At 73.1% G+C, this 20,871-nt stretch carries 6 protein-coding genes and 1 pseudogene; all 7 read right to left on the reverse strand.

Features of this window, described 5'->3' with window-relative positions:
* A pseudogene (locus ADL34_RS34710) lies at positions 1 to 14,769 on the reverse strand (hypothetical protein); the annotation flags it as partial.
* Positions 14,770 to 14,841: 72 nt separating this feature from the next.
* The gene (locus tag ADL34_RS10145) at positions 14,842 to 15,216 is read right to left on the reverse strand and encodes a hypothetical protein (protein WP_062672678.1); all 375 of its coding nucleotides are present in this window, start codon (positions 15,214 to 15,216) and stop codon (positions 14,842 to 14,844) included.
* On the reverse strand, positions 15,216 to 15,671 hold the full coding sequence (locus tag ADL34_RS10150) for a YbaB/EbfC family nucleoid-associated protein (protein WP_062672677.1): 456 nt from the start codon (positions 15,669 to 15,671) through the stop codon (positions 15,216 to 15,218). Before ADL34_RS10150 ends, ADL34_RS10145 begins: the two co-directional genes overlap by 1 nt.
* 181 nt (positions 15,672 to 15,852) lie before the next feature.
* Positions 15,853 to 19,185 carry an AAWKG family protein gene (locus ADL34_RS10155; RefSeq protein WP_062672675.1) on the reverse strand — a complete coding sequence of 1,111 codons (3,333 nt, stop codon included), beginning with the start codon at positions 19,183 to 19,185 and terminating at the stop codon, positions 15,853 to 15,855.
* Positions 19,186 to 19,212: 27 nt separating this feature from the next.
* A complete protein-coding gene (locus ADL34_RS10160) occupies positions 19,213 to 19,683 on the reverse strand; it encodes a type VII secretion system-associated protein (RefSeq protein ID WP_055620472.1) in 471 nt (156 codons plus the stop codon).
* A gap of 119 nt (positions 19,684 to 19,802) precedes the next feature.
* Complete coding sequence (locus ADL34_RS10165; RefSeq protein ID WP_062672674.1) at positions 19,803 to 20,111, reverse strand: WXG100 family type VII secretion target; 309 nt, start codon at positions 20,109 to 20,111, stop codon at positions 19,803 to 19,805.
* Between the two features lie 87 nt (positions 20,112 to 20,198).
* Positions 20,199 to 20,534, reverse strand: coding sequence for a hypothetical protein (locus tag ADL34_RS10170; protein ID WP_055620470.1), 336 nt, complete (start codon positions 20,532 to 20,534; stop codon positions 20,199 to 20,201).
* Positions 20,535 to 20,871 lie beyond the last annotated feature (337 nt).

Consider the following 20,871-nt stretch of genomic DNA (forward strand, 5'->3'; position numbering starts at 1 on the left):
CAGCATCCCCATGATGTGGCCGATGTCGTACTTCTCGAAGTAGTAGCTCGCGAGATTGATGTCCACCCCGGCCTCGCCCCGGTCGATCACGTCGGCCGGGGTCTCCGTCGTGCGCAGATGCAGGGTGATACGGCAGGGGCGCCCGCCGACGTACTCCCGGATCGTGTCGTGCCTGCGCAGCAGGTCGATGATGCGCACGGCCTTGTCGCGGTACGTCTCGTCGGTGTGCTTCAGGTTGGTGAACTCGTAGGTGCCCGAACGGAAGGGGGTGATGGCCGCGTCCTGCGGCATGCGCGCCGGGACCTCCGCCGATCCGGTCCGGGGCAGGGAGACGGGGTCGACCCAGACCGACCGCCGTGTGACGGGCGTGGCGGCCGTACGGGCCGCGTCCCATGTCCCGCTGTCCCGTTGCGGCTCGGGCGTCACCTCGCCGATCAGGGCGCTCAGCAGCGCCAGGTGCCGGTCGCGCAGGCCGGCGGCGGTGAGCGAGGCGTCCTCGGGCGGTTCGTCCAGGGCCCCGAGGAGGCTGCCCGGGACGTGGGGGCGGTGGGGGGAGTCGGCGTCCCGGTACTCGTCGCGCAGGCCGAGCTGATGGGTGAGCTCGTGGACGAGGTGGGCCGGCGACGCGTCCGCCCACCAGGTCGTCTGGTCCATCGCCCGGTCCCGGCCCGCGAGATCCACGGTGAGGTGGGGCGAGTCGGCGGGGTCCACGTGCTCGACGGTCACATGCAGCCGGTCGCCGCCGGCCAGCCGGTGGGCCGGGTCGTTGAGCAACTGCCGTACGCCTTCGTCCAGTCGGCGGCGCACGTGCTCGGCCTGGTCCCCGGGGCCCCGGATCGCCAGGCGCACCGTGAGGTCGGTGACCGGCTCGCCGCCGTACGAGAAGCGGCGTGCGTCGAAGCCGGAACGCACCACGAAGCGAGGGCGGTGATCGCGCGGACCGCGTGGAACCGGCGGGGTGGCGGTCGGCTCCGCCGGATGCGACGACCCGGTCCGCGGCAACCGCGGGGAGGTGCCCTGCGCCGCCGGGGAGCCGGGCAGGTCGTCGGTGTCCATGGCCTCGTCACCGGACTCGTACTCGGACGAGGATCCGGCGGGGTACTGCTCGTGCGTCCCCTCGGTCCGCTCGCCCTGGAGAACGCCGCCCTGGTCGAGGTAGGCGCCGATGTCCTCGGCGTTGCCCCTGATGTGCTGCACCAGGCGCGGCCGTTCCCGCATCCACTGGGGCATGCGCCAGCCGGGGAAGAACATGCCGTGGGTCCCGGACGCCCGGACGCGGTGGCCGAGCGGGCGCCCGATGTGCTCGTTGACCGCCTGGTAGGCCAGGTCGCAGGAGGCGCAGGCCATCTTGAACCCGCCCAGCGGCAGCGTCCGAGGCGCGTCCGGGTCGCCGGGGTTGCTCTCCCAGTGGGCGACCCAGTGTCCGAGGAGGGTCAGTTCACCGTGCTCCGAGCCGTGTTCCCCGGGTGCGGGGGTGCCGTCCCGGCCCGCCACGTTGAGGATGCGTGGGTTCGCCAACGCCCGCTTGACGAGGTCCAGTTCGGGAGATCCGGGGTGGTAGAGGCGGTACCAGCCGGTGGCCAGCGCCCGGAGCTTCGTGCGGTCCCGGGCGTCTCGCGCGACGGCGGGCCGCCTGCGGGCCAGCCACCGCTCGTCGCGCCTCCACTGCTGCCGCTCCCCCGTCAGACGCAGCCCCTCCTGCTCGGCGGCCGTCTCGTCCGCGAGGAGCGTGTTCCACTGCTGCTCCAGGGTGTCGTCCCACTCCCCCGCGTCGTACTGCTCCTCCAGCCGCGTCCGCAGGTGCGCCTGTCCGGCGGTCCGGTCGGCGAGGTCGCGCTCCTCCTGGTCGAGCCGGGCCGCCCACCGCCGGTGGGACTCCTCGTCCCTCGACCATTGTTCGAGCTCGCGCACCCGCTGGGTGCCGCCCGGCTCCTGACCGGTGACGAACCAGCGCAGTTCCTGCTCGACCAGGGCGGCCTCGTCGGCGGTGAGCGCCTTCGCTCCGGTGTTGCCGGCGATGCCGAGCGAACCGTCCGGCAGGACGGTCACGGCGATGTGCGGGGTGACCTGGGCGTCGGCCTGGCGGTCCGGCTTGCGCAGCACGTCCTTCACCAGACGGGCGATCCGGTCCAGCATCCGCAGCGTCACCTCGCGGTCCCGCTCGGACGTGCCGGGCGGCCGCGTCTGGGTGAAGGGGACCCCGGTGCCGAGGCCGAGCGCCTCCCGCAGCTCCTCGTACTCCTCGGACGACAGCCTGCCGGCCTGCTCCACCTGGTCCAGGGCTTCGGGCACCCCGATCCCCGTGTGCTCGGTGAACGCGCTGTCGAACGCCACGTCCGGGAGGCCGCCGAGTCGTGCGTTGCGCCGCCGGACCACGTCCAGCAGCGCGTCGGCCCTGAGCTCGGGCTCCTCCAGCAGGGTGGCGAACTCGACCGCGAACGGGTGCTCCGGGCTCGTCTCGACGGCCTCCCGCTCGCTCTCGGAGCCGGAGTCGAGGTCCATCTCGACGTCCGAGTCCGCGTCCGTCGTCCCGCCCGCCCCGGACAGCGTGTGGAGGTCGTACGCCTCCTCCTCGCCGGGCCGGTCCGCGTCCGGAGCCGGCACCGCCGGGCTCGGCGCGGGGGCCGGGGAGAGTGGGAGCAGCGGGACGAAGTCGCCGCCGCGGCGCCGGAGCCGAAGGTGCGGGCCTGCCTCGCCGGACGGGCCGGGGTAGGTGTGGGCGAGGCCGTTCTCCTCGACGAGCGTGACGGTGGTGCCCGTCGCGGCGGCGGCCCATGCGGCCACGGCACGGTCGGCGCCGGGGCCCCACGGGGCCTCGGCGAGATGGCGGCGCAGGTGGCCGTCGCGGGCGTCCTGGCTCGGCGCGGGCGCGCCGGGGCGGACGACGAGGGGCGGCGGCGTGAAGAGCGTGTCGCGCTCGGCGCGGGCGCCGGGCAGGCCGTTCAGGCGCATCAGCCGGGCGGGCGGCATGTCGGCGCGCCGGCGCAGTCGCCCGGCTTCGTGGCGGTCCAGGCCGGGCTGCCGCGACGCGTGGTGCAGTGCGGTGGACAGCGCGGCGAAGAAGCCGTTGCCGCGGCCGGTGGGCGGGCCCTGGGTGTAGGTGGCGCCGTCGGGTGCGGTGAGGACGCCGTCGCGGTCGAGACGGTAGCGCGGGCCGGTGCTGTCGGCGGGCGGGTGCCAGGGCGGGGTGGCGTGGCTGCGGTGTGCCGGGGCGGGGCCCGCGATCCCGTCGTCCGGGGCGGGGCCCGCGGTGGTCGCCGTCGCCGGGAGCGGGGTGGCGACCGGGGCCGGGCGGCCGGGCGGGAGGGCGGCGTGGAAGTAGCCGTCGGCGGCGAGGAGGACGGGGTCGGTGGCCGGGTCGACGGCGGCCGGGTCGGTGCCGTGCGGGAGGAAGCGCTGTTCGCGGCCTTCGCCGGTCACGACGGTCACCGGGGTGCCGAGGAGCCGGGCGGCGAGGGCGGGCAGCAGGTCGGCGCCGCCGTGGTCGCCGGCGCGGCGTTCCGCCGGGGCGGGGTGTGCGGTGTCCGCCGTCGCGGTGCCCGTCCGCGGCGGCTCGCTGGTGAAGGGCCGGAGCAGGGCGGCGGTGGCCAGGGCCACCCGTTGCGCCGGGGTCGGCCAGAGGGTCAGCGGGAGGCGGCCGAACGCGTCGAACTCGGCCTGCTGGGCGGGGGTCAGCCGCACGCCCGCGAAGTCGAGCTCCTCCTGGGTGAAGGTGTCCGCGACGTCGAGGGCGAGGGTGTCGAGCAGGTCCGCGTTGCGGGTCTCGCCCAGTTCCCAGGCGAGTCGGTTGCGGGCGGCCCGGACGGCCCGTTCGGTGATCGCCGGATCGCCGGGAGCGGCGGTGAACCGGGCCGCGAGGCCGGTGCCCAGGAGGTGGGGCAGTCGGCCGCGGTCCTGGGCGACGGCGATCAGCGCGTGGAAGAACGACGCGCCGTCGTGCGGCATGTCGTGCACCTCGCGCACCAGCGTGCCGTCCGGCGAGGTGAGGGTTCGCGGGGCGGAGTCGGTGGCGCCGGTGATGCGGTACGGCGCGGGCGCTTCGGAGCGCCACGCCGGCTCGGTGTGCTCCTGCGCCCGGTCCGGCACCGGGACGGACACGCGGCCCTGGTGGTGGGCGGTGAGGCGGGAGGCCGCGAGGTGCAGGCGGTGGTGGTCAGCGGCGGCGGAGTCGGTGTGCGCCTGCCAGCGGCGGACCTCGTCGCGGGCGGCCTGCCAGGCGGCGACGGCCGGCGACTGGGCCATGGCCTGCGGCAGGGCGGTCGGCCGGTCGGGGTCGTCGTCGCCGAGCGCGGCCTGCTCCTGCGGGGTCAGGCCGAGCCAGGTCTCACGGGCCCGGGCCCGGGCGTCGTAGTAGCCCTTCTCCGCCGCCGCGAGGTCGCCGGCCGCCTTGGCCATGGCGTCCCAGGCCGCAGCGACCTCGTCCGGGAACGTGGTGTCGTCCAGCAGGCCGTAGTCGCGGGCGATGTCCTCGCGGAGCCAGACCAGGGCGGTGGTCTCGGCCTCGGCGGCGCGTGGGCCCCGCTTGGCCTTGCCGAGCGCCTGCAGCGGGCGGCTGTCGGTGAAGTGGTGGTCCACCTCGGCCACGGTCAGCCAGCTCACCGGGATCGCGAAGAGCATGCTGCGGTCGGTGACGACCTTCAGATGGGTGCCGAGGGTGGTGTCGACGGTGCCCTTGAGGGCGGTGCCGTCGTCGGCGCCGCCGATCGGGACCGAGGCGCCCGGGTTGGTGACGCCCGCGTTGCTGTTGCCCGCGAGCGGCGAGGTGCCGGCCATGCCCTCGACGTTGTCGGTGATGCCGGCCTCCAGCGCGTCGGAGGTCTTCGACCGCTGCATGGCCTCCATGCGCGGCTTGTTCTCGACGGCGAGGAGCCGGGCGCCGCCGCGGTGCATCCTCGCGTAGATACGGGAGTCCGCGGTGTGGGACTGGCCGAAGAGGCGGGCGGACGCCTGGGCGGGGAGCTGTGAGCCGTTCACTCCGAGGGCCTCCCGGAAGCCGGCGGTGAGGCCGACCTGGGTGGTGGCCTCGTGCTGGGCCTGCGCGGGGGCGGTGCCGGGACCGGTGAGCGGGGTGAGGCGCGCCATGCGGACGCGTTCGGTGAGGACGTGGCCGGTGTGGCGGCGCCCGAGGTCGCCGTCGCCGAGGCCGTCGGCGCGGGCGGTGGCGAGGGTCAGGGCGTCCTGCACGTTGGCGGCGCCCCGGACGTCCACGGCGAGGATGCCGGAGCCGATGCGGTCGTCGACGGGCAGCACGTCCGGGTCGGTCCGGCCGGTGCCGTCGTCGCCGGTGCGCCAGGCGGCGATGCCCTGCGGGCGGGCCTGTTCGGCGGTCAGCATCCGTACGGCGCGCTCGGGTTCGGGCACGTCCTCCTCGGTGAGCATGCCGTCGGTGCCGTCGTCGGTGGGGGTGAGCAGGCCGGCCGGGACGATCTCGTTGAGGGTGCCGACCGACGCCACGGCGCGCGGGGACAGCAGATCGCCGGCCGCGTCGGTCATGGTGACGGTCAGGACGTAGCTGGTGACGATCTCGGCGTGGGCCTGGGTGGTGGCGATGTTCGGCATCGAGGTGTTGCCGGTGGTCTCCGTCCGGGTGGCGGCACGCCGCTTGGCGGCGGTGCCCTGGACGGAGGGGTTGGCGAGGAGGATGCCGCTCTCGGCTGCGCGCTGGCCCGCGGAGAGGGTGACGTCGGCGCCCTGGTCCTGTGAGGTGCTGGCCGAGTCGTCGCGGGCGGTGGTGCGGTAGTCCTCCAGCTCGAAGCCGGTGCGCAGCCGTTCGACGGTGGTGGTGACCGGGGTCAGTCTGAACCGGACCAGTGCGGGGCTCCCGCCGACCGGCAGGCGGCTGGGGTGGCGCCAGGTGCGGTGGCGCACCGGCAGGGTCATACCGTCGGTCGTCAGCTCGTGCAGATGGGCGCGCAGGAAGTCCGGGGAGAGCCGCTGGAGGACCTGTTCCCGGTCGTGCGAGGGGACGCCGATTTTCGTCATCCGTCCCATGAGCTGCTGGGCGGCGTGACTGGCGTCGAGCTGGCCGCTGGGGTGGCCGGGGAAGCGGCGGCCGCGCAGGAAGGGGGGCACGCGATAGCCGCGGCCGAGGTTGCGCGGGGTGGTGGTGCCCAGGCCGTCCGGGGCGAGCCCGGCCTCGATGACGTCCTGCATCGGCAGGTGGAACATCACCGCGTCGCGCACCCGCTGCAGTGCGGCGGCTGCGCCGCGCGGGGCGAGTGCGCGTCCGAGGCGCCCGGACAGGCGTCCGGCGGCGGAGCTGACGGCGGTCCCGGCGCGGGTGCCCACGGTGCCCATCGCCGCCGTCCAGCGGTCGCGTACGGCGATGGTCTCGGTGGCGTCGGCGACGACCAGGTACATCCGGCCCGCGTAGGTGAGGGTCGTGTTCCGCCCCCGGGTGAGGGTCTGCGCGACACTGCGGCCCTTGCCCCAGGCGTACTGGAGGGCGGTCGAGTAGGAGCCGACGACGGCCGGTCCGCCGGGTGCCTGCTGGAGCGGCATGTCGGCGCCTTGGACGCCGAGGGTGGTACGCGACACGGTGCTCGCGCTGCCGGCCACGCGGTGCTCGTTGCCGATGGTCGCTTCGAGGCTGGCCGCCTTGGGGTCGCTCTTGACCCGCACGTTGTCCAGTTCGCCGCGGACGGCGGCCTTCAGGTAGTGCGTCTGGAGCGGCCCGGCGCCGTTGAGCCCGGTGATCCGTGACCCGAACGGGCCCAGGTACTGGCCGAGTTGACCGGCCACGTGGAGGCCGGCCATGGCGCGCCGCAGTGCGCTGCGCACCGGCGCGCCGGGCGCGCTGACGTGCCAGGAGGTGCCGGAGGCGCGGTCGGCGGTGTCCTGCATCAGCCGCTGGCGCCGTGCGCCGCCCTCGGTGCTGAGCACCACGTGCGGGGCACGCAGCAGCCTGCGGACGAGCTGTTGCGCCGCCGAGTCCGTTCTCGGCAACGGGCGCGTGCCGTCAAGGAGTTGGTCGGCCTCGACGGCGGAGAGCCGTACGGGTGCCGGCACCGGCGCCGGTCCGGTGGGCGGCGGGTCGGCGGGTGCGTGGCGGTCGGAACCGTGCGCGGCGGGCACGGCGAGCTCCACGCGCCCCACGGTCTCGCTGCCCCGGTGGAACAGCGGCCGCTCCTCGACCTTGCTGACGAAGACGCCGGCGCCGAGGAGGCCGAGCGAGACGAGTCGGGCCCAGCCGCGCGGGCGCCGGTGGCCTTCGAAGGAGGCGCCCAGTTCCACCTGGTAGCTGTAGAGGTCGGCGCCGTTCTGGAACGTCAGGTGGTCGTGGGTGACCGCGGCCGTGCTGCGGGTGCCCTTCTGCTCGGTCCTGGCGTACCGGGCCCCCACGGACACGTTGCCGGTCTGGCGTGGCAGCCCCGCCTCGGGCACCTTGTCGTGGTCGCGCGGGGACACGCCCACCTCGAGGCCGGCGGACAGCGTGGTGGACGCCTGCTGGCCCTGACCGGACACCTCGGTGCCGATCACCGCGTTGCGCAGCGAGCGTTCGCTCATGGTGGTCTCGAAGCGGCGGTCGGTGAGTCTCGCCCGCAGGATCAGCGTGTGGTGGCCGCGGCGCACCTTGCCGTCCTCGGTGAGGGTGACGGGCACGCCGGTGGTGGTCAGCTCGTCCAGGCTCTGCGCCAGGGTGGGCCGGTTGAGGGCTTCGCGGACCTGCCGGTCGTTGTGCATCGCGGTCCGCATCCTGCCGTCGCCGTACCAGAAGCGGGCCAGCCGCGGGTGCCGCAGCATCGACGGCGGGACGAAGAGGGACGGGTAGGACCGGTGCAGCGTGTCGAGGACGGTGTCCGCGAAGACGCGCAGCGGGTCCTGCGCGACGGGAGGCCCGGCGTGGTTCTGGGCCTGGTTCGGCGGCTGGGGCTGTCCGACGGTGGCCACGGCGTTCCCGGGGCGGTCGGGGCGGAAGCCCTCGGCGCGGACCTGACCGCCGAGGTGCACCGGGTCTTGGCGGGTGAGGTACCAGGGCACGGGTGGCTCGGCGTCCGGGTGGGGGCCGGTCCGTCCGGGCGTCCGGCTGTCCCAGCCGGCGAGCCGGCGTGCGTCCTGGGTGGAGATCCAGTCCAGGCTGACCACGCGCACCGGCCGGGTCGCGGACGCCGGCTCGCCCGCCTTGCGCACCATGAGGGTGCGCTCCACCCGGTAGAGCGCGACCGGGTGGTTGCGCAGCCGTCCGGTGGTCTTGCGGGCCGCGTCGGTGCCGAGCTGGTGGCCGCGCCCGGAGCTGAGGTCCGCTCGGACCAGGGGCCCGCCCTGGAGACGTACGTCCGTCTCCGGGCCTACCAGGGTGTAGTTGGGGCCTGCGGTGACCTGGATGCCGAAGCGGGTGTCGCGGACGTGGCCGCGCTCGTTCTGGTACGTGGTCTGTGTGAGGTCGCGCAGTTCCGCCTTGACCGACTCGGCGACCAGGGTGGCGCGGTGCGGGATCGACCGCTCGACGACGAGGTGCCCCAGCGGACGCAGCGCGCTCCCCCGAGTCAGCTCGGGTCCGCTGACCGGCCCGGCGAACCGGCCGAACAGGGCGAGCAGGCGTCCCGGACGGACGTACGAGACGAGGGTGCGGTGCGCCGAACTGCCGGGCCGGGCACCGGACAGGGCGAGCGCGACGTCCTCCGGAGGGTCCACCGGGTGCAGTCCGGTGATGTCCGTCATCCGCGGCTCGTTCCCGTCCGGGAAGGTGAGCGTCCGCGGGGCCCGGCGCGGCCCGCTGAACGGCACGGTGAGGTCGTCGGGCAGGCGCCAACTGAGGCCGTCCCGCATGGCGAAGTGCGCGGTGTGCACCTGGCTGCGCCGCCAGTTCGGCCCGGTCGCGGGCGCGGTGGCCGGGCCCGCCGTCTTCGGGGCCTCGGTGACGCGCTCCACCCGGACCCGGTAGTGGACGTCGTCCAGATGCAGGTGCGAACCCTCGTGGGCGCGGTGCTCGGTCTGGTCGTACGCCTGGGTGCCCAGGGAGTAGTCGGTGCGGCGGGTCCAGCCCAGCGAGACGCCGATCTTCAGCAGCCAGTTGAGCGGCGGGCCCATGCTCAGTGCGGCGGCGATCCGGCGTCCGTGGCCGACGCTGCGCCCGCCACCGGTGGTGGCCTGGCCGCGCCGCATGGTGTCCAGACGGGTGGTGCCGCCGTGCACGTCGGAGAAGCGTTCCCAGCGGTGGTACGGGATGGCCTCGACGATCATCTCGTGGCCGACGGCGGACTTCTCCCGGCCCACGAGGCGTGCGCCGCGCGGGGCGGTGAAGGCGCCGGGCTGGTCGGTCAGCAGGCGCAGCAGCTCGGCCTCGTCGAACTGGTCGCGCAGCTTCTTCGGCAACTGCCCGAGGATCTCCTCGGCGACCTGCTCGGGCGAGCGCAGGGTGAGCACGCCGGGACCCGGGAAGAGGCCGGTGGGCCGGTTTCGGCGGGTGGCGTCCTCGCGGGGCGCGGCGGCGCCGTCGTCCGGGGCGGGGTCGGCGCCCGGGTCGATGAGGACGGTCGGAAGCCGGCTGCCGTCCTCGAAGGTGACGGTGCGGGGTGGCGGGCCCGGCGGGCGGGCGTCCGGTCCCGTGAGCAGGCGGGCCGGGCGGTGCCGTTCGAGCTGTGTCTCCAGCGGCACGGGGTCGCCCCGGTCGGGGGCTTCGGTGGCGGGGCCGTCGAGGTCGGAGACCCCGGCCATGCCGCGCAGCCACTCGGCGAAGGGTTCGTCGCGCTCCGGCTCGTCGGAAGCCGGGTCCGCGGGCGTGGTGACGGTGTCGGGCGCGGGAGCGAGCGGGGCGCCGGCCGGGATCAGGGCGTCGTAGTGGTCGGTGCCGTTGTAGGCCAGGTGCAGGGTGCCGCCGCGGCCGCCCGGATGGAGGGGCGTGACGAGGGGGGTGGCCGGTGCGTGCGGGTCGGCCTGGACGAGGCGCAGGTCGAGGTCGAGGGTGTGGGCCAGCGCCTGCGGGAGCACGTCGGCGAAGGGAGAGGCCCACAGCCCGGCGTGTTCGGCCGCGGCGGCGACGAGTCCGTCGGTCCCGAGCCGTCGTGCCTCGTCCGGGGTGGGCGCGATCTCGGCGAGTTGCGGGTAGTCGCTGTTCCTGAGGATGCGCCGCCATCGCCGGGCGTCGCCGCCCTCGACGACGGCCTCAGCGATGCCGTTCCAGCGCTGGGTGATCCTGCGCTGCGCGTCGGCGTCGCGCACCCCGGCGAGCGCGGTCATGCGCAGGTCGTCCACCACGGCGAGCACCGGGTCCGGGGTGGCCTCGGCGGCCGCGGCGGCCAGTTCGGAGCCGGCGATCCGGTCGCGCAGCAGGCCGCGCAGTCCGGCGACGTCGCGCGCGGCCCAATGGGGCGGGACCTCCTGGGCGCGGGCGCTGTCGAGCAGTGCCCGGAACAGGCAGTTCCCGCCGCCCGGCGTGTCCAGCCGCCGGAAGGTCCGGCCGTCCACCCGTACGCCGTCGCCGCTCGTGGTGTCCTTGCTGAGCAGCGTCAGGTCTTCGGCGAGGCTCTCCGGCCGGCTCGGCGCCGGGGCGAGGTCGGGTCTGCGCCGGGCGAGTTCGGCGGTGTCCTCGGCGCTCAGGGCCAGTTCGGACAGCGGCAGCGGAGTACTGGAGAGCGACCAGGTGATCTGCGCGGACGGCGCATACGTCAGTCCGCGCACGTCGTCCGGGGAGACCAAGGTGTCCGGTGGGAGCGCGGGAGGCGGCGGGGGAAGCAGGGCGTCCAGGGTCGTGTCGGGCCCGGCGGTGTCCCGCAGCCGGGCCGCGGCCCGCAGGAAGTCGGTGTACTGCTCCGTCGTGGGTCCCGTCGCCGGGTCGACCGCGACCCCGGGCCGGTCGCCGACCATGCGGCGCAGCAGGTCCGGTGTCATCCGGCCGTCGCCGTAGCGGGCCGCCGTGTCGGGGCTCAGCCAACGCAGACCGTCCACGTACGCCAGCGCGGCGAGCAACTCCCGGCTCTCCGGCCGCTGTTCGGCGTCCGGACCGAGGGCGTCGCGCAGGGTGCGGATCTGCTGGAGGGTACGGGCCCGGGCGAAGGCGTCGGCGGGGCCGGGGCCCGCGTGCAGACCGGCATCGCGGGCGAGGGCGTCCAGGTCGGCACCGCCGGGCTCCGGGGTGAACAGCCGCCAGCGGCCCGGCCCTTCCGTGCCCTCGGTGAGCACCGCACGGACGTCGCCGTTCCCGTCCCGGGCCGTGCCGACCTCGGTGGTCGGCGCGTACACGGGCCGTCCGGTGCGGTTCGCCACGTGCTGGGCCACCGGCAGTCCCGCCACGTGCGGCTGGCGCCCGGTCTCGCAGGAGAACAGCACGAGGGGCCGCGACCTGTCGCCGTCCCGCGCCCAGGACCTGAGCACCTCCCCGAGCTGCACGCCGCTGACCTTGACGGAGGGGCGCGCGGCGTCGTCGGTGCCGAGGGTGACGGTGCGCGGGGTTCCGTGCCCCACGAAGTAGTCGGCGCCCTCGTCGGTGTCCGCGCCGGGCAGCGCGGTCGGCGGGCCGGTGAACACCGTGCGGACCGGGCCGGACGGGGCCGGCCCCGATGTGGTCCGCACCCCACGGAAGGTGTCCTGGTCGAGCAGTGCCCTGCGGCCCGTGTCGCGTGCCGTTCCGTCGTCGGCGGGGTCCTGCGAGACGGTCAGCGTCCGCACGGCCCGTCCCGGCCGCGGTTTCACGGCCGACTCGGGCACCCAGCGGCGCAGCTGGGTGAGCGGGACCGTGTGGCCGTCCAGGGTGGTGACCACGGCTCCCCGGTCCGGGGTGCCGCCGCCGTCGTTGGTTCCCTCCTGCTCGGGGCCCTCCATGGGCCGCACGATGACGCGTCCTCGCGGCGGCCGGGCCGCCGATGTGTCCGGCGGCGCGGGTGGAGGCGGGGTGCCGCCGGCGCCGGGGCCGGGTCCGCCGGCGGTCCCCGGTGCGTTGCCGCCGGTCGTGCCGGTCTGCCCCGACTCCAGGTGCAGGTCGGTGGCCGTGTCCGTCCAAGGGCGGGACAGGGTGGCGAGCTTGGCCGCGGCGGGGAGGCCGGAGACATCGGGGGCGAGGGCGCCTCCCTTGTCGCGCTGTGGCGTCGCGGACTGCGTGGCCACCTTCTCGGGTGGCGGGGCGGTGGTGGTGCCCACCGGCCCGCCGTCGTCGGTCGCGGCCGTCGTGCCGGTGCTCTCGGTCGCGGGGCGGGGTGCGGGGCCGAGCGCGTCGGCGAGCGGCACGAGGATGTCCGCGCCGGGGAAGGCCGTGTCCGCGGTGGCCGTGTTCGCGGTGGGGCCGTCCGGCGTCGGCAGGGAGCCCCCGAGCGGACGGACACGGACCGGGGCGCCGGGCCCCTCCCGCGTCAGCTCGACGGCGGGGCGGGTCGGCCGCCCCGCACCGTCGGGCGTGACCGGCGGCCCGAGCACCACGGCGCGGTCGGCCCCGGCGCGGTTCAGCAGGCGGGCCGCTTCCGGCGAACCCGCCCCGGGCGGCGGCACTTCCGAGACGACGATCGCCAGCGGCGGGGCCTGGGACACGTCGCCGGTGCCGGCGTAGGACCCGGTGGTGCCGACCTTCGGCGGAGCGCCACCGAAGTCGGCTTCCGGCAAGGGCGACGTGGTCTCCGCGGAGGTGGGGGTTTCCGAGGAAGTCACGTAGGGGTGTGCGGAGCCGTCCTGAGCGACCTGCGGCCCGTCCGCTGCCGCCGAGCCCTCCTGAGCGACCTGCGGCCCATCCGCTGCCGCCGAGCCGTCCTGAGCGGCACGTTGATCGTCGGACACCGTCGTGGTGTCCGAGGTGCGCGCGCCCTGGTGCTGCGAGCCGGAGGGGGTGTGGGCGCCGGAAGCACTCTGCGAGCCTGACGCATTCTGGCTGCCCCCCGGCGCGGGCGCGCCACCGGGCCGGGCGCCGCCGCTACCTGAGGCGGGAGTCTGCTGGGGGCCGTTGGACGCGAGAGGGCTGCCGTCGGTCTGGCCCGGGGCCTCCTGCCCAGCCCAGCCATCCGTTTCGTTCTGGACGATCCCGGCCGAACCGTCGGTCTCGCTCTGGACGATCCCATTCGAGCCGCGGTCGAGACCGCTGCCCGGTGCCCCCGCCCCACCGGCCGCGTCCTCCACTGTCGTCGCCGTGCCGAAGCCGTCCAGGGCACGCCGGACCTCGTCGGCGGCGACCTGGACCGCGGGCCCCTCCCCGAGGGGCACCACCCGGACCTCGGGCATCCGCGAGAGGGCGCCGTGGAGGGTGTCGCGGACGTCGATCTCCGCGCTGCCGGGCGGCTGGGCGCCGCGCAGGGCGGCGATGTCGTGCAGGGCCTGCTCGCGGATGTCGGCGGGGCCGTTGTGGACCTGCTGCCACAGGGCGTTCTCGGCGGCCGTCGCGGGCAGCGGGCCCGGGGAGTACGCCGGAGGGTCCTGGGAGGTGTAGGGCGGAGGGTCCACGCTGGTGTACGGCGGCGGGCTGTCCGCGGTACGGACCGGCGGGGGCGTACGCGTGGAGCCGGTGTCGCCGGGGTCCGTGTCCGGGGTACCTCCGGTGCCGCCCGGCCCGTGGCCGTCCCGGGTGCCCGAGGAGTCGGCGGTGTCGCGGGTGTCGGTGTCCCGGGTGCCGCCGGTGGAGACGGTGGGCGGCTGGTGGCGCAACTTGTCGATGACGTGGCGCAGTTCGGCACCGCTGTTCAGGGCGCTGTCGGTGAGCGTGGCCTCGACCTGGCTGCTGATGCCCGCGCCGACGAAGGTGGACCAACTGGTGGACCAGTCGCCGTCGAAGGCGCCCTTGATCAGGATCTCCGCGAGCGCCTCACCGGCGCCGGCCGCCAGGAAGTCCGACGTGCCCTTGATGCCGTAGTGCCCGGCCAGTGCCCCGGGACGGTCGGCGTTGTTGCGCAGGATCTGGCTGTTGCGCCACAGGTTCGGGTTGTTCCGGAAGGAGAGCGGGTTGTCGTTCCGGAAGGTCCGCGGCGGGGTGTGCGGGGCGCCGCCCGGGCCGTTCGCGTTCGGGCCGGGGTCCGGCCGGTCCTTCGGGGCGGGCCCGGGGCCGGGGTCCGGCTTGGGGCCGGGGCCGTGGTTGCCGAACCCGGGGTCCGGGGTGTTCTTGAGGTTGGGGTTGGGCTTGAAGTCGAGGTCGGACCCGTGCTTGAGGAAGTTGGTGTCATAGCTCTTGACGATCTTCTTCGCGATGTCGTCGAAGATGCTGGTGAGGAAGCCCGCGGCGGCGCCGAACGCGGCGGACTTCAGGATGTCGCCCCAGTCGAAGCCGTCGGGGCGACGGCCGTTCGGCGCGAAGTTCATCATCGCCAGCCGCACCGCGAACGTGGTGAACGCCTCGGCGAACGCCTCCGTCAGCGAGGGCGCCAGATGCAGGCGCTGGAGCAGATGGCTGAGCGTGGTGAGGATGAGGAAGCGGCTGCGCAGCTTGGCCATCATGATCTGGCTGGCCGAGGCACCGCCGGTGAAGAAGGACATCGCCAGGTAGATGGCGATCTCGATGAGCAGCCGGATGACCTCGGCGATGACCTGCCACTTGGACTCCATGATGTCCATGGAGGTCTTGCGCCGACCCTCGGCGATCTTGTCGAGTTGTTCGGCGAACTCGCGCAGGTAGTTCTTGCCGCCGTCGTCGATGAGCATCCCCATCGCCTTGGCGTACGACTTCGACAGGTCGTCCGGCATCACCTCGGCGATGTCGTGGATGGACTTGTCGATCAGCGAGGACAGCCGGTCCACCTTGCGGCCCAGGCCGGAGTAGGGCCGCCGGCTCTCGTAGGCGAGGTCCTCGTCGGCGTCGATGAGCTTCTCCCCGGTGAGGATGAAGATCATCGCGTTGACCTCGGGCGATGCCTTGATGCTCACCGGCTGCCGTCCCTGGGGCAGGACGGAACGGCCGCTCCCGGCGTGGTGCGGGAGCGGCCGGCGGTGCGCGGATCAGCGACGGCCATGCCCACCCGGGCCGTCACCGTTCAGGCCGTCGGTCTCGATGCGCTTGTCGACGCGCTCGATGTCCTCGATGTGGCGGTCGCGGGTGTCCTTCATCATCCGGACCTGGCTGACCGTGGCGTCGGTGATGCCCACGACCGCGTCGCGGATGGACATCATCGTCTCCTTGGTGGTCTGGCGCTCCTTCTGCTCCTGCGGCTTGGCCTTCTCCGCGAACTCGCCCTCCGTGCCGGGCCAGGTGACCGTGGGCGCGAGGTCGTCGAGGAACTCCTCGGTGATGTTCTTGGCCAGGGTTCCGATCTCCTCAAGCTGCCTGGCCAGGGCCTCGATGCGGTTCGGGTCTGCGTAGTACCGCTGTCCCATCAGTCCTCCCCGTCCTCGCCGAGCGCGTCCCGCCAGGCGGGGGTGGTCCCGCTGTCGCGGCTCGTGTCCTCGTCGTCGTCGCGGAGCACCTCGGGTCCGAAGATCCGCTCCCAGTCCAGCTCGAAGCCCTTCAGCTCCGGGATGCCGCTGCTGGGCTCGGTGAAGGGAGCCATCGCCTTCATCACATGGCGGTTCATCTTCAGGCGCGCCGCGTTCGCCGCCTCCAGAACGCTGGCCGCCAGCTCCTGGGGCGACATGTCGCGGTACTTGTTCTCCAGGAACTCGATTCCGGACAGCTCGCCCTGCGGGCCCACCGTGGCGCGGACCGCGCGGTCGGAGGAGAGCACCGCGAACGACGCCTGCCGCAGCTCGCGTTCGGTGCGTGCCACCGCCTCCTGGGCGGCCTGGAGCTCGGCCATCGCCTTCTCGAGGCGCTTCTCCAGCGGTTCCGTCACGCCCGCTCCTTCCTTCCCCGTCGGTCGCCGTGTTTGAGCCCGGTCGTGCTCCGCGTCCGTCGACTGCCCTGCGGCCCGTCAACCGCCCTGCTGATCTTGCCCCGTGAGTCCCCCGCCGCGGAAGCGGGGGCAGGGTGTGATGCGTCTCGGTGTGGTGCCTCGCCCGCATCTCGTACGGGGCTCACCGTCCGATGACGGCGGGGGTGCCGCCCTCTTCGGTGCCCCACACGTCGGCGTCCTCCTCCAGGTAGTCGGAGCTGGTGACCCTGCCGCGGCCAGACTGCGTCTCCTCCTCGGGGGAGTCGCCGCCGGTGGTCGCCACTCGGGAGGCGGGGGCGAGGAAGGTGTCGTCGTCCTCCTGACGGTTCCACGGGCTGCGCCGGCGGCGGTTGCGGCGTTCGCTCTCCTCGGCGGCGTCGACCAGTACGGCGCGCACCCGCTCGCCGTTGCCCTTGTCGCCGCCCGCTCCCATGCCCCCGGCGCCCATGCCGCCCATCGGCATACCGGGGCTGCCGGGCATGCCGGGTGCTCCCGGGGCTCCCGCGGCCGGGGCGAGCGGTGTGCCCGCGCTGTCGGCGGCGCCGTCCGAGAGGGGTTCCGCTCCGGAGCCGCCGAAGCCGTCCGCGGTGACGTGACTCTCCCCGATACCGCCGCCGGACGCCCCGTCGCCCGCTCCGCCGCCGACACCCAGATCGGAGAGCGACAGATCCTGGACGGAGGTACCGCCCCCGGTGTCGCCGAGGCCGCCGCTCTCCAGATCGCCGAGACCGCCGAGGCCGTCGAGGCCGTCGAGGCCGTCGAGGAGGTCCGAGGTGTCCCGCCCTCCGGACGTGTTGAGGTCGTGCAGGTCGATCCGCTCGGTGTTGCCCTGCGGGTCGGTGACCGTCGCGATACCGGTGTCCGGGTCGACGACCTGCTTGCTGCCGTCGGGGAACTCCGTGGTCAGCATGCCGTTGTCGAGACTGGTCCGCGAGCCGTCCGGGTTGTTCACCGTCGCACCGTGGGTGAGATCGGTGGTGGTCGTGGTGCCGTCCGCGTCCGTGCTGGTGAGCAGACCGCTGTCCGGGTCGAAGCTGATCCTGCTGCCGTCGCGGAAGTCCGTGGTGATGTCGTCGCCGCTGAGCTGGGTGCTGCCGCCGGTCGGGGTCTCCAGGCCGCTGCGGTCCGCGTTGAGGTTCCCCAGGTCGCCCAGGTCGGTCTCCGACTGGGTGGGCAGGTCGGAGTCGATGTCCCCCAGGTCCGCGTTGGCGTCGGCGTTGAGATCACCCAGGTCGCCGAGGTTCTGCGTGGTCGTGGTGCCGTCGGGGTCGGTGGTGCTGACCTGGCCCGTCGAGGGGTCGACGGTCTGGACGCTGCCGTCGGGGAAGGTGGTGGTCAGCCTGCCGTCGTCGCCGAGGGAGGTGACGGAGCCGTCCGGGTTGGTCACCCTTCTGCCGTCGCCGAGGTCCTGCGTGGTGACGCTGCCGTCCGGGTGGGTGGTGGTGAGCACCCCGTCGTCCGGGTCGAAAGTGGTGCTGCTGCCGTCGGGGAAGTCGGTGGTGAGCTTGCCGTCGTCGAGCTGGGTCGTGCCGCCGCCGGGCGTCTTGACCGGACCGCCGGCCGCGTTCAGGCCGCCGAGGTTCCCCAGGTTCTCGGTGACCACGTCGTCGAGCGAACTGTTCGCGTTGTTGCCGCTGTTCGAGCCGCTCTGCCCCCCGTTCACCGCGCCGAGGTTGCCCAGGCTGGTGATGCCCGGGGGCGGGGTGGACGTGAAGGCGTCCTGGTCGCCGCCCTGGCCGTTCACGTCACCCAGGTCGCCGAGGCTCTCGGTGACCGGGTTGTTCTGGTTCAGCAGGTCGTCGAGGCCGTCGAGGTTCTGCTGAGTGACGCCGTTGGGGTCGTTGATGCCGCCGAGGCTCTCCTCCATCGCCTTGGCCTGCTCCTCGGCCAGGCGCTTGGCCTCCTCCTGCTCGCGCCGCTGCTCCTCGCGCAGTTCGTCCTGGTACTTCTTGTCCTCTTCGCGCTGACGGTTCTGTTCCTCGCGCAGCTCGTCCTGGAGCCGCTTGTCCTCTTCGCGCTGGCGGTTCTGCTCCTCGCGGAGCTCGTCCTGGTACTTCTTGTCCTCCTCCCGCTGGCGGTTCTGCTCCGCACGGAGCTCGTCCTGGTACTTGCGGTCCTCCTCGCGCTGCCGCTCCTGCTCGGCGCGCAGCTCGTCCTGGTACCGGCGGTTCTCCTCGTTCTGCCGGTTGATCTCCTCCTGCTCCTCCTTGGCCTTCTTCTCCTCGTACTCCTCCGAGGCGGTGCTCGTGGACTTCGGCTTGGGGACGTTGCCGGAGAAGTCGGCGCCCAGGTCGAGGAAGTGGTTGTTCAGGTTCGACTGCACCTCGGCGGCCGGCTTGCCCAGGTACTCGTTGACGCCCTGGCTCCAGATCTTGACGGCGGCGTCACCGACCTTCGCCCAGTTCGCGATGTCGGTGAGGTCGCCGTACTCGGGGTGCACCTGGGTGAAGCCGGCCTGCGGGCTGTGGCTGACGGTCGTGGTGTAGCGGGAGGTGTAGGACTTGATGTCCGTCTTGGCCACGTTGTTCGCGTCCACCCACTGGGCGAGGTCGTCCAGGACGTAGCGCAGGACCTGGTGGGGGTCGTAGTACGGCGACTTGGCCCAGGCGAGCCATGCGTCCAGCAGCTTGTTCGCGGCGTCCTCGAGGTACTTGCGGCCCAGTGACAGGGCGCGGGAGTACACCGTGCCGCCGGTGCCGGTGCCGTCGCCGGCCGCGGGGCTCTCGTCGAAGGTCTCGACGTAACTGTCGTAGTTCTCGCGGATCTTCTTCAGCAGGCTGCGGAAGACCTCCGCGGCCTCGCCCTTCCAGCTGGCGTCGTCCCGGCCGAAGCGGTCCTCCCAGTCCTTCAGCACGACGGCGTGGTCCCGGAAGAACTTGGCGGCGAAGTCGAAGGACTCCCCGGTGGTGTTGAAGGAGTTCAGGTCCACGACGTCGGCCCCGGGCACGCCCAGGTTGCTGAACCGGGCGTCCGCGGTGTTGCCGCCCAGGAGGGCGAGGAGCGCCGCCCGCGGCCCGTTCATGTACCGGGCGAGCGGGATCGTGCTCATCTTGTCCTTGTTGTAGTCCGTGAACTCGTTGCCCTCACGGACCTGCGCGTCGTGGACGTTGTCCGATCCGGGACCGGCGAAGATGATCTCCTCGCCCGCCTTCACCCGGCCCTCGAAGACGATCCGGGCCTGCATGATGGAGCGCTTCTTGCCGCTGTCGAAGAACCAGATGTCGTAGTCCTCGCCCTTGTTCGTCAGGAACCCGGAGTCCTTGACGAGCAGGCTGAGGCTGCGCTCCTTGATGTCCATCCGGAACAGCTTGCCGCCGTGCTCGGAGCGGAGGGAGTCGAAGATCGTGTTGCGGTCGGGCACCGGATAGCCGGTGATGTGGGTGACCAGAGTGGCCCAGGTGTCGGTCGACGGGTCGCCGGCGTTGTCGAACTTGTCGAGATTCGCGACGGAGTTGGGATCGTACCGATCTGCCACCGGTGGTGCCCTTTCTGGTCGGTGGGGTCAGGACTCTTCGTCCGAAGCGCCGGTGCCGCCGGCGGTGAGGGTGTCGACCTCGTCGAAGGTCTGGAGCAGCGTCTGGGCGTCGATCGCGTCGAGGTTCTTGTCCTTGGTCTTGTTGGCCTCTTCGATCGTCTCGGTGAGGGCCTCCTTCAACTCCTTGAAGAGGTCCATCTGGTCGCCGAGCAGTTTGTCGATGGCCTCGGCCGCGGTGCGGATGTCCTCGATCAGCTTCGGCCCCGAGACCAGTGGTTCGGTCACCATCCTGCCGATACGCAGGAGTTGCTTGTCCTGGGCGAGGTTGTCCGGTGTGGTGTGGCCGTCGATCAGGTGCCCGAGCGGACGGATGTGGGACCCGTCGCCCTGCTCCTTGTGCTTCTTCGCGGCAGTGTGGACCGGCTGTACCTCGTTGTCCCGGAAGTTCTCCATCTGCTTGAGGTCGAAATGCTTGACGTCGGCCTTCTCACCGGCCATGGGACGCACTCCTGACGCTTGGTGCCGGACGGGGACACGGGGGCCCGGCAGGGGCCCCCTTCACGGACGACGGCCGGGCCGCGCCACCGAACCCTCGACGGGGAGGAAGCGGCGATGCCCTAACGGGCCCGCACGTTGCCCCAGTTGTCGGCGCTCCTGCGCTCGTCACGGGAGTGGTTGTCGTGGATGGTCTGGATCAGCTCGCCGTTGTCGCCGAGGAGCTGGGCCATGTTCTTGGTGGCCTGGTCCCACTCCGCCTGGACCTGCCGGTAGGTCTCCTGGTCGGAGCCCTCCCAGGAGGTGACGAGCGGCTTGAGCTCGTCCTCCAGGTTGTTGAGGGTGGTGATGATCTGCTGGGTCTGCGCCATCAATTCCTCGATGGCGTTGCGGACCACGGGGTACTGCACGTCGATGATGCCGTCGGCCATGACGTCTCCTCTCGTACGGCCGGGCGCCGGCCCGGGAAGCTCAAGGGGGTCCGGCCTCGCCAGGGCGGGGCCGGTGCTGCGGTCGGGTCAGCGCAGCGCTTCGAAGACGCCCTGGCTGGTCTTGCTGTTGAGGACCTCGGTCAGGTCCTGGTTCTCCTGCGCCAGACGGTTGGCGGAGGTCACGTTCTCCTGGAGCGCGTCGACCATCTTGCTGATCTGGATGACGACCTTCTGCGCCTCGGCGTTCCAGCTGCGGAAGAGCTTCAGCAGGGCCTGGCCCTCGTCGCCGCCGACGCCCGAACGCGCCGCGATCTCGGCGACGTTGTTCTGGATCTTCTCGACCTGGTTCCGGGCCGACTCCAGCGAGGAGACACCCCCCAAGCCCTTGGCATAGTCCGCTTTCCTCGCGGCGCTGTCCGCCATGTCGCGCTCCCTTCGTACAGCCCTGTCTCGTCACGCGGTTGCCCGCTGAGGCTAAAGAGAAGCCGGTGTTCCGCGCAACGCGCACAGGGAAGATTTGAGCTTCGGTCGGTCTGTCTCGGAATTCTTGCGTGGCAAGGGAGTTGAGGTCAGGTTTCAGCGATATGAACAAGCCTCTCGGGCCGATCGGACACCCGACGCGCGACCCCTGTGCGGAAGACGCGAGCCGGGCGAGAAGCGGGCACCGGAGGGAGCCGAACGGGCATCGCGAAGAGCCGTATCCGGCATTGCAGGCGCTTCCCCGGGATTCCGGCGGGCACGACCGGCCGTGAATATCTGA

It is taken from the genome of Streptomyces sp. NRRL WC-3605, assembly GCF_001509795.1.
In the GTDB taxonomy this organism is placed as follows: Bacteria; Actinomycetota; Actinomycetes; order Streptomycetales; family Streptomycetaceae; genus Streptomyces; species Streptomyces viridochromogenes.

What these genes read in the sequence shown, in the direction of transcription:
- ADL34_RS10160 (WP_055620472.1), bottom strand. Translation starts at nt 19,683, where the DNA reads ATGGCCGGTGAGAAGGCCGACGTCAAGCATTTCGACCTCAAGCAGATG.
- ADL34_RS10165 (WP_062672674.1), bottom strand. Translation starts at nt 20,111, where the DNA reads ATGGCCGACGGCATCATCGACGTGCAGTACCCCGTGGTCCGCAACGCC.
- ADL34_RS10145 (WP_062672678.1), bottom strand. Translation starts at nt 15,216, where the DNA reads ATGGGACAGCGGTACTACGCAGACCCGAACCGCATCGAGGCCCTGGCC.
- ADL34_RS10170 (WP_055620470.1), bottom strand. Translation starts at nt 20,534, where the DNA reads ATGGCGGACAGCGCCGCGAGGAAAGCGGACTATGCCAAGGGCTTGGGG.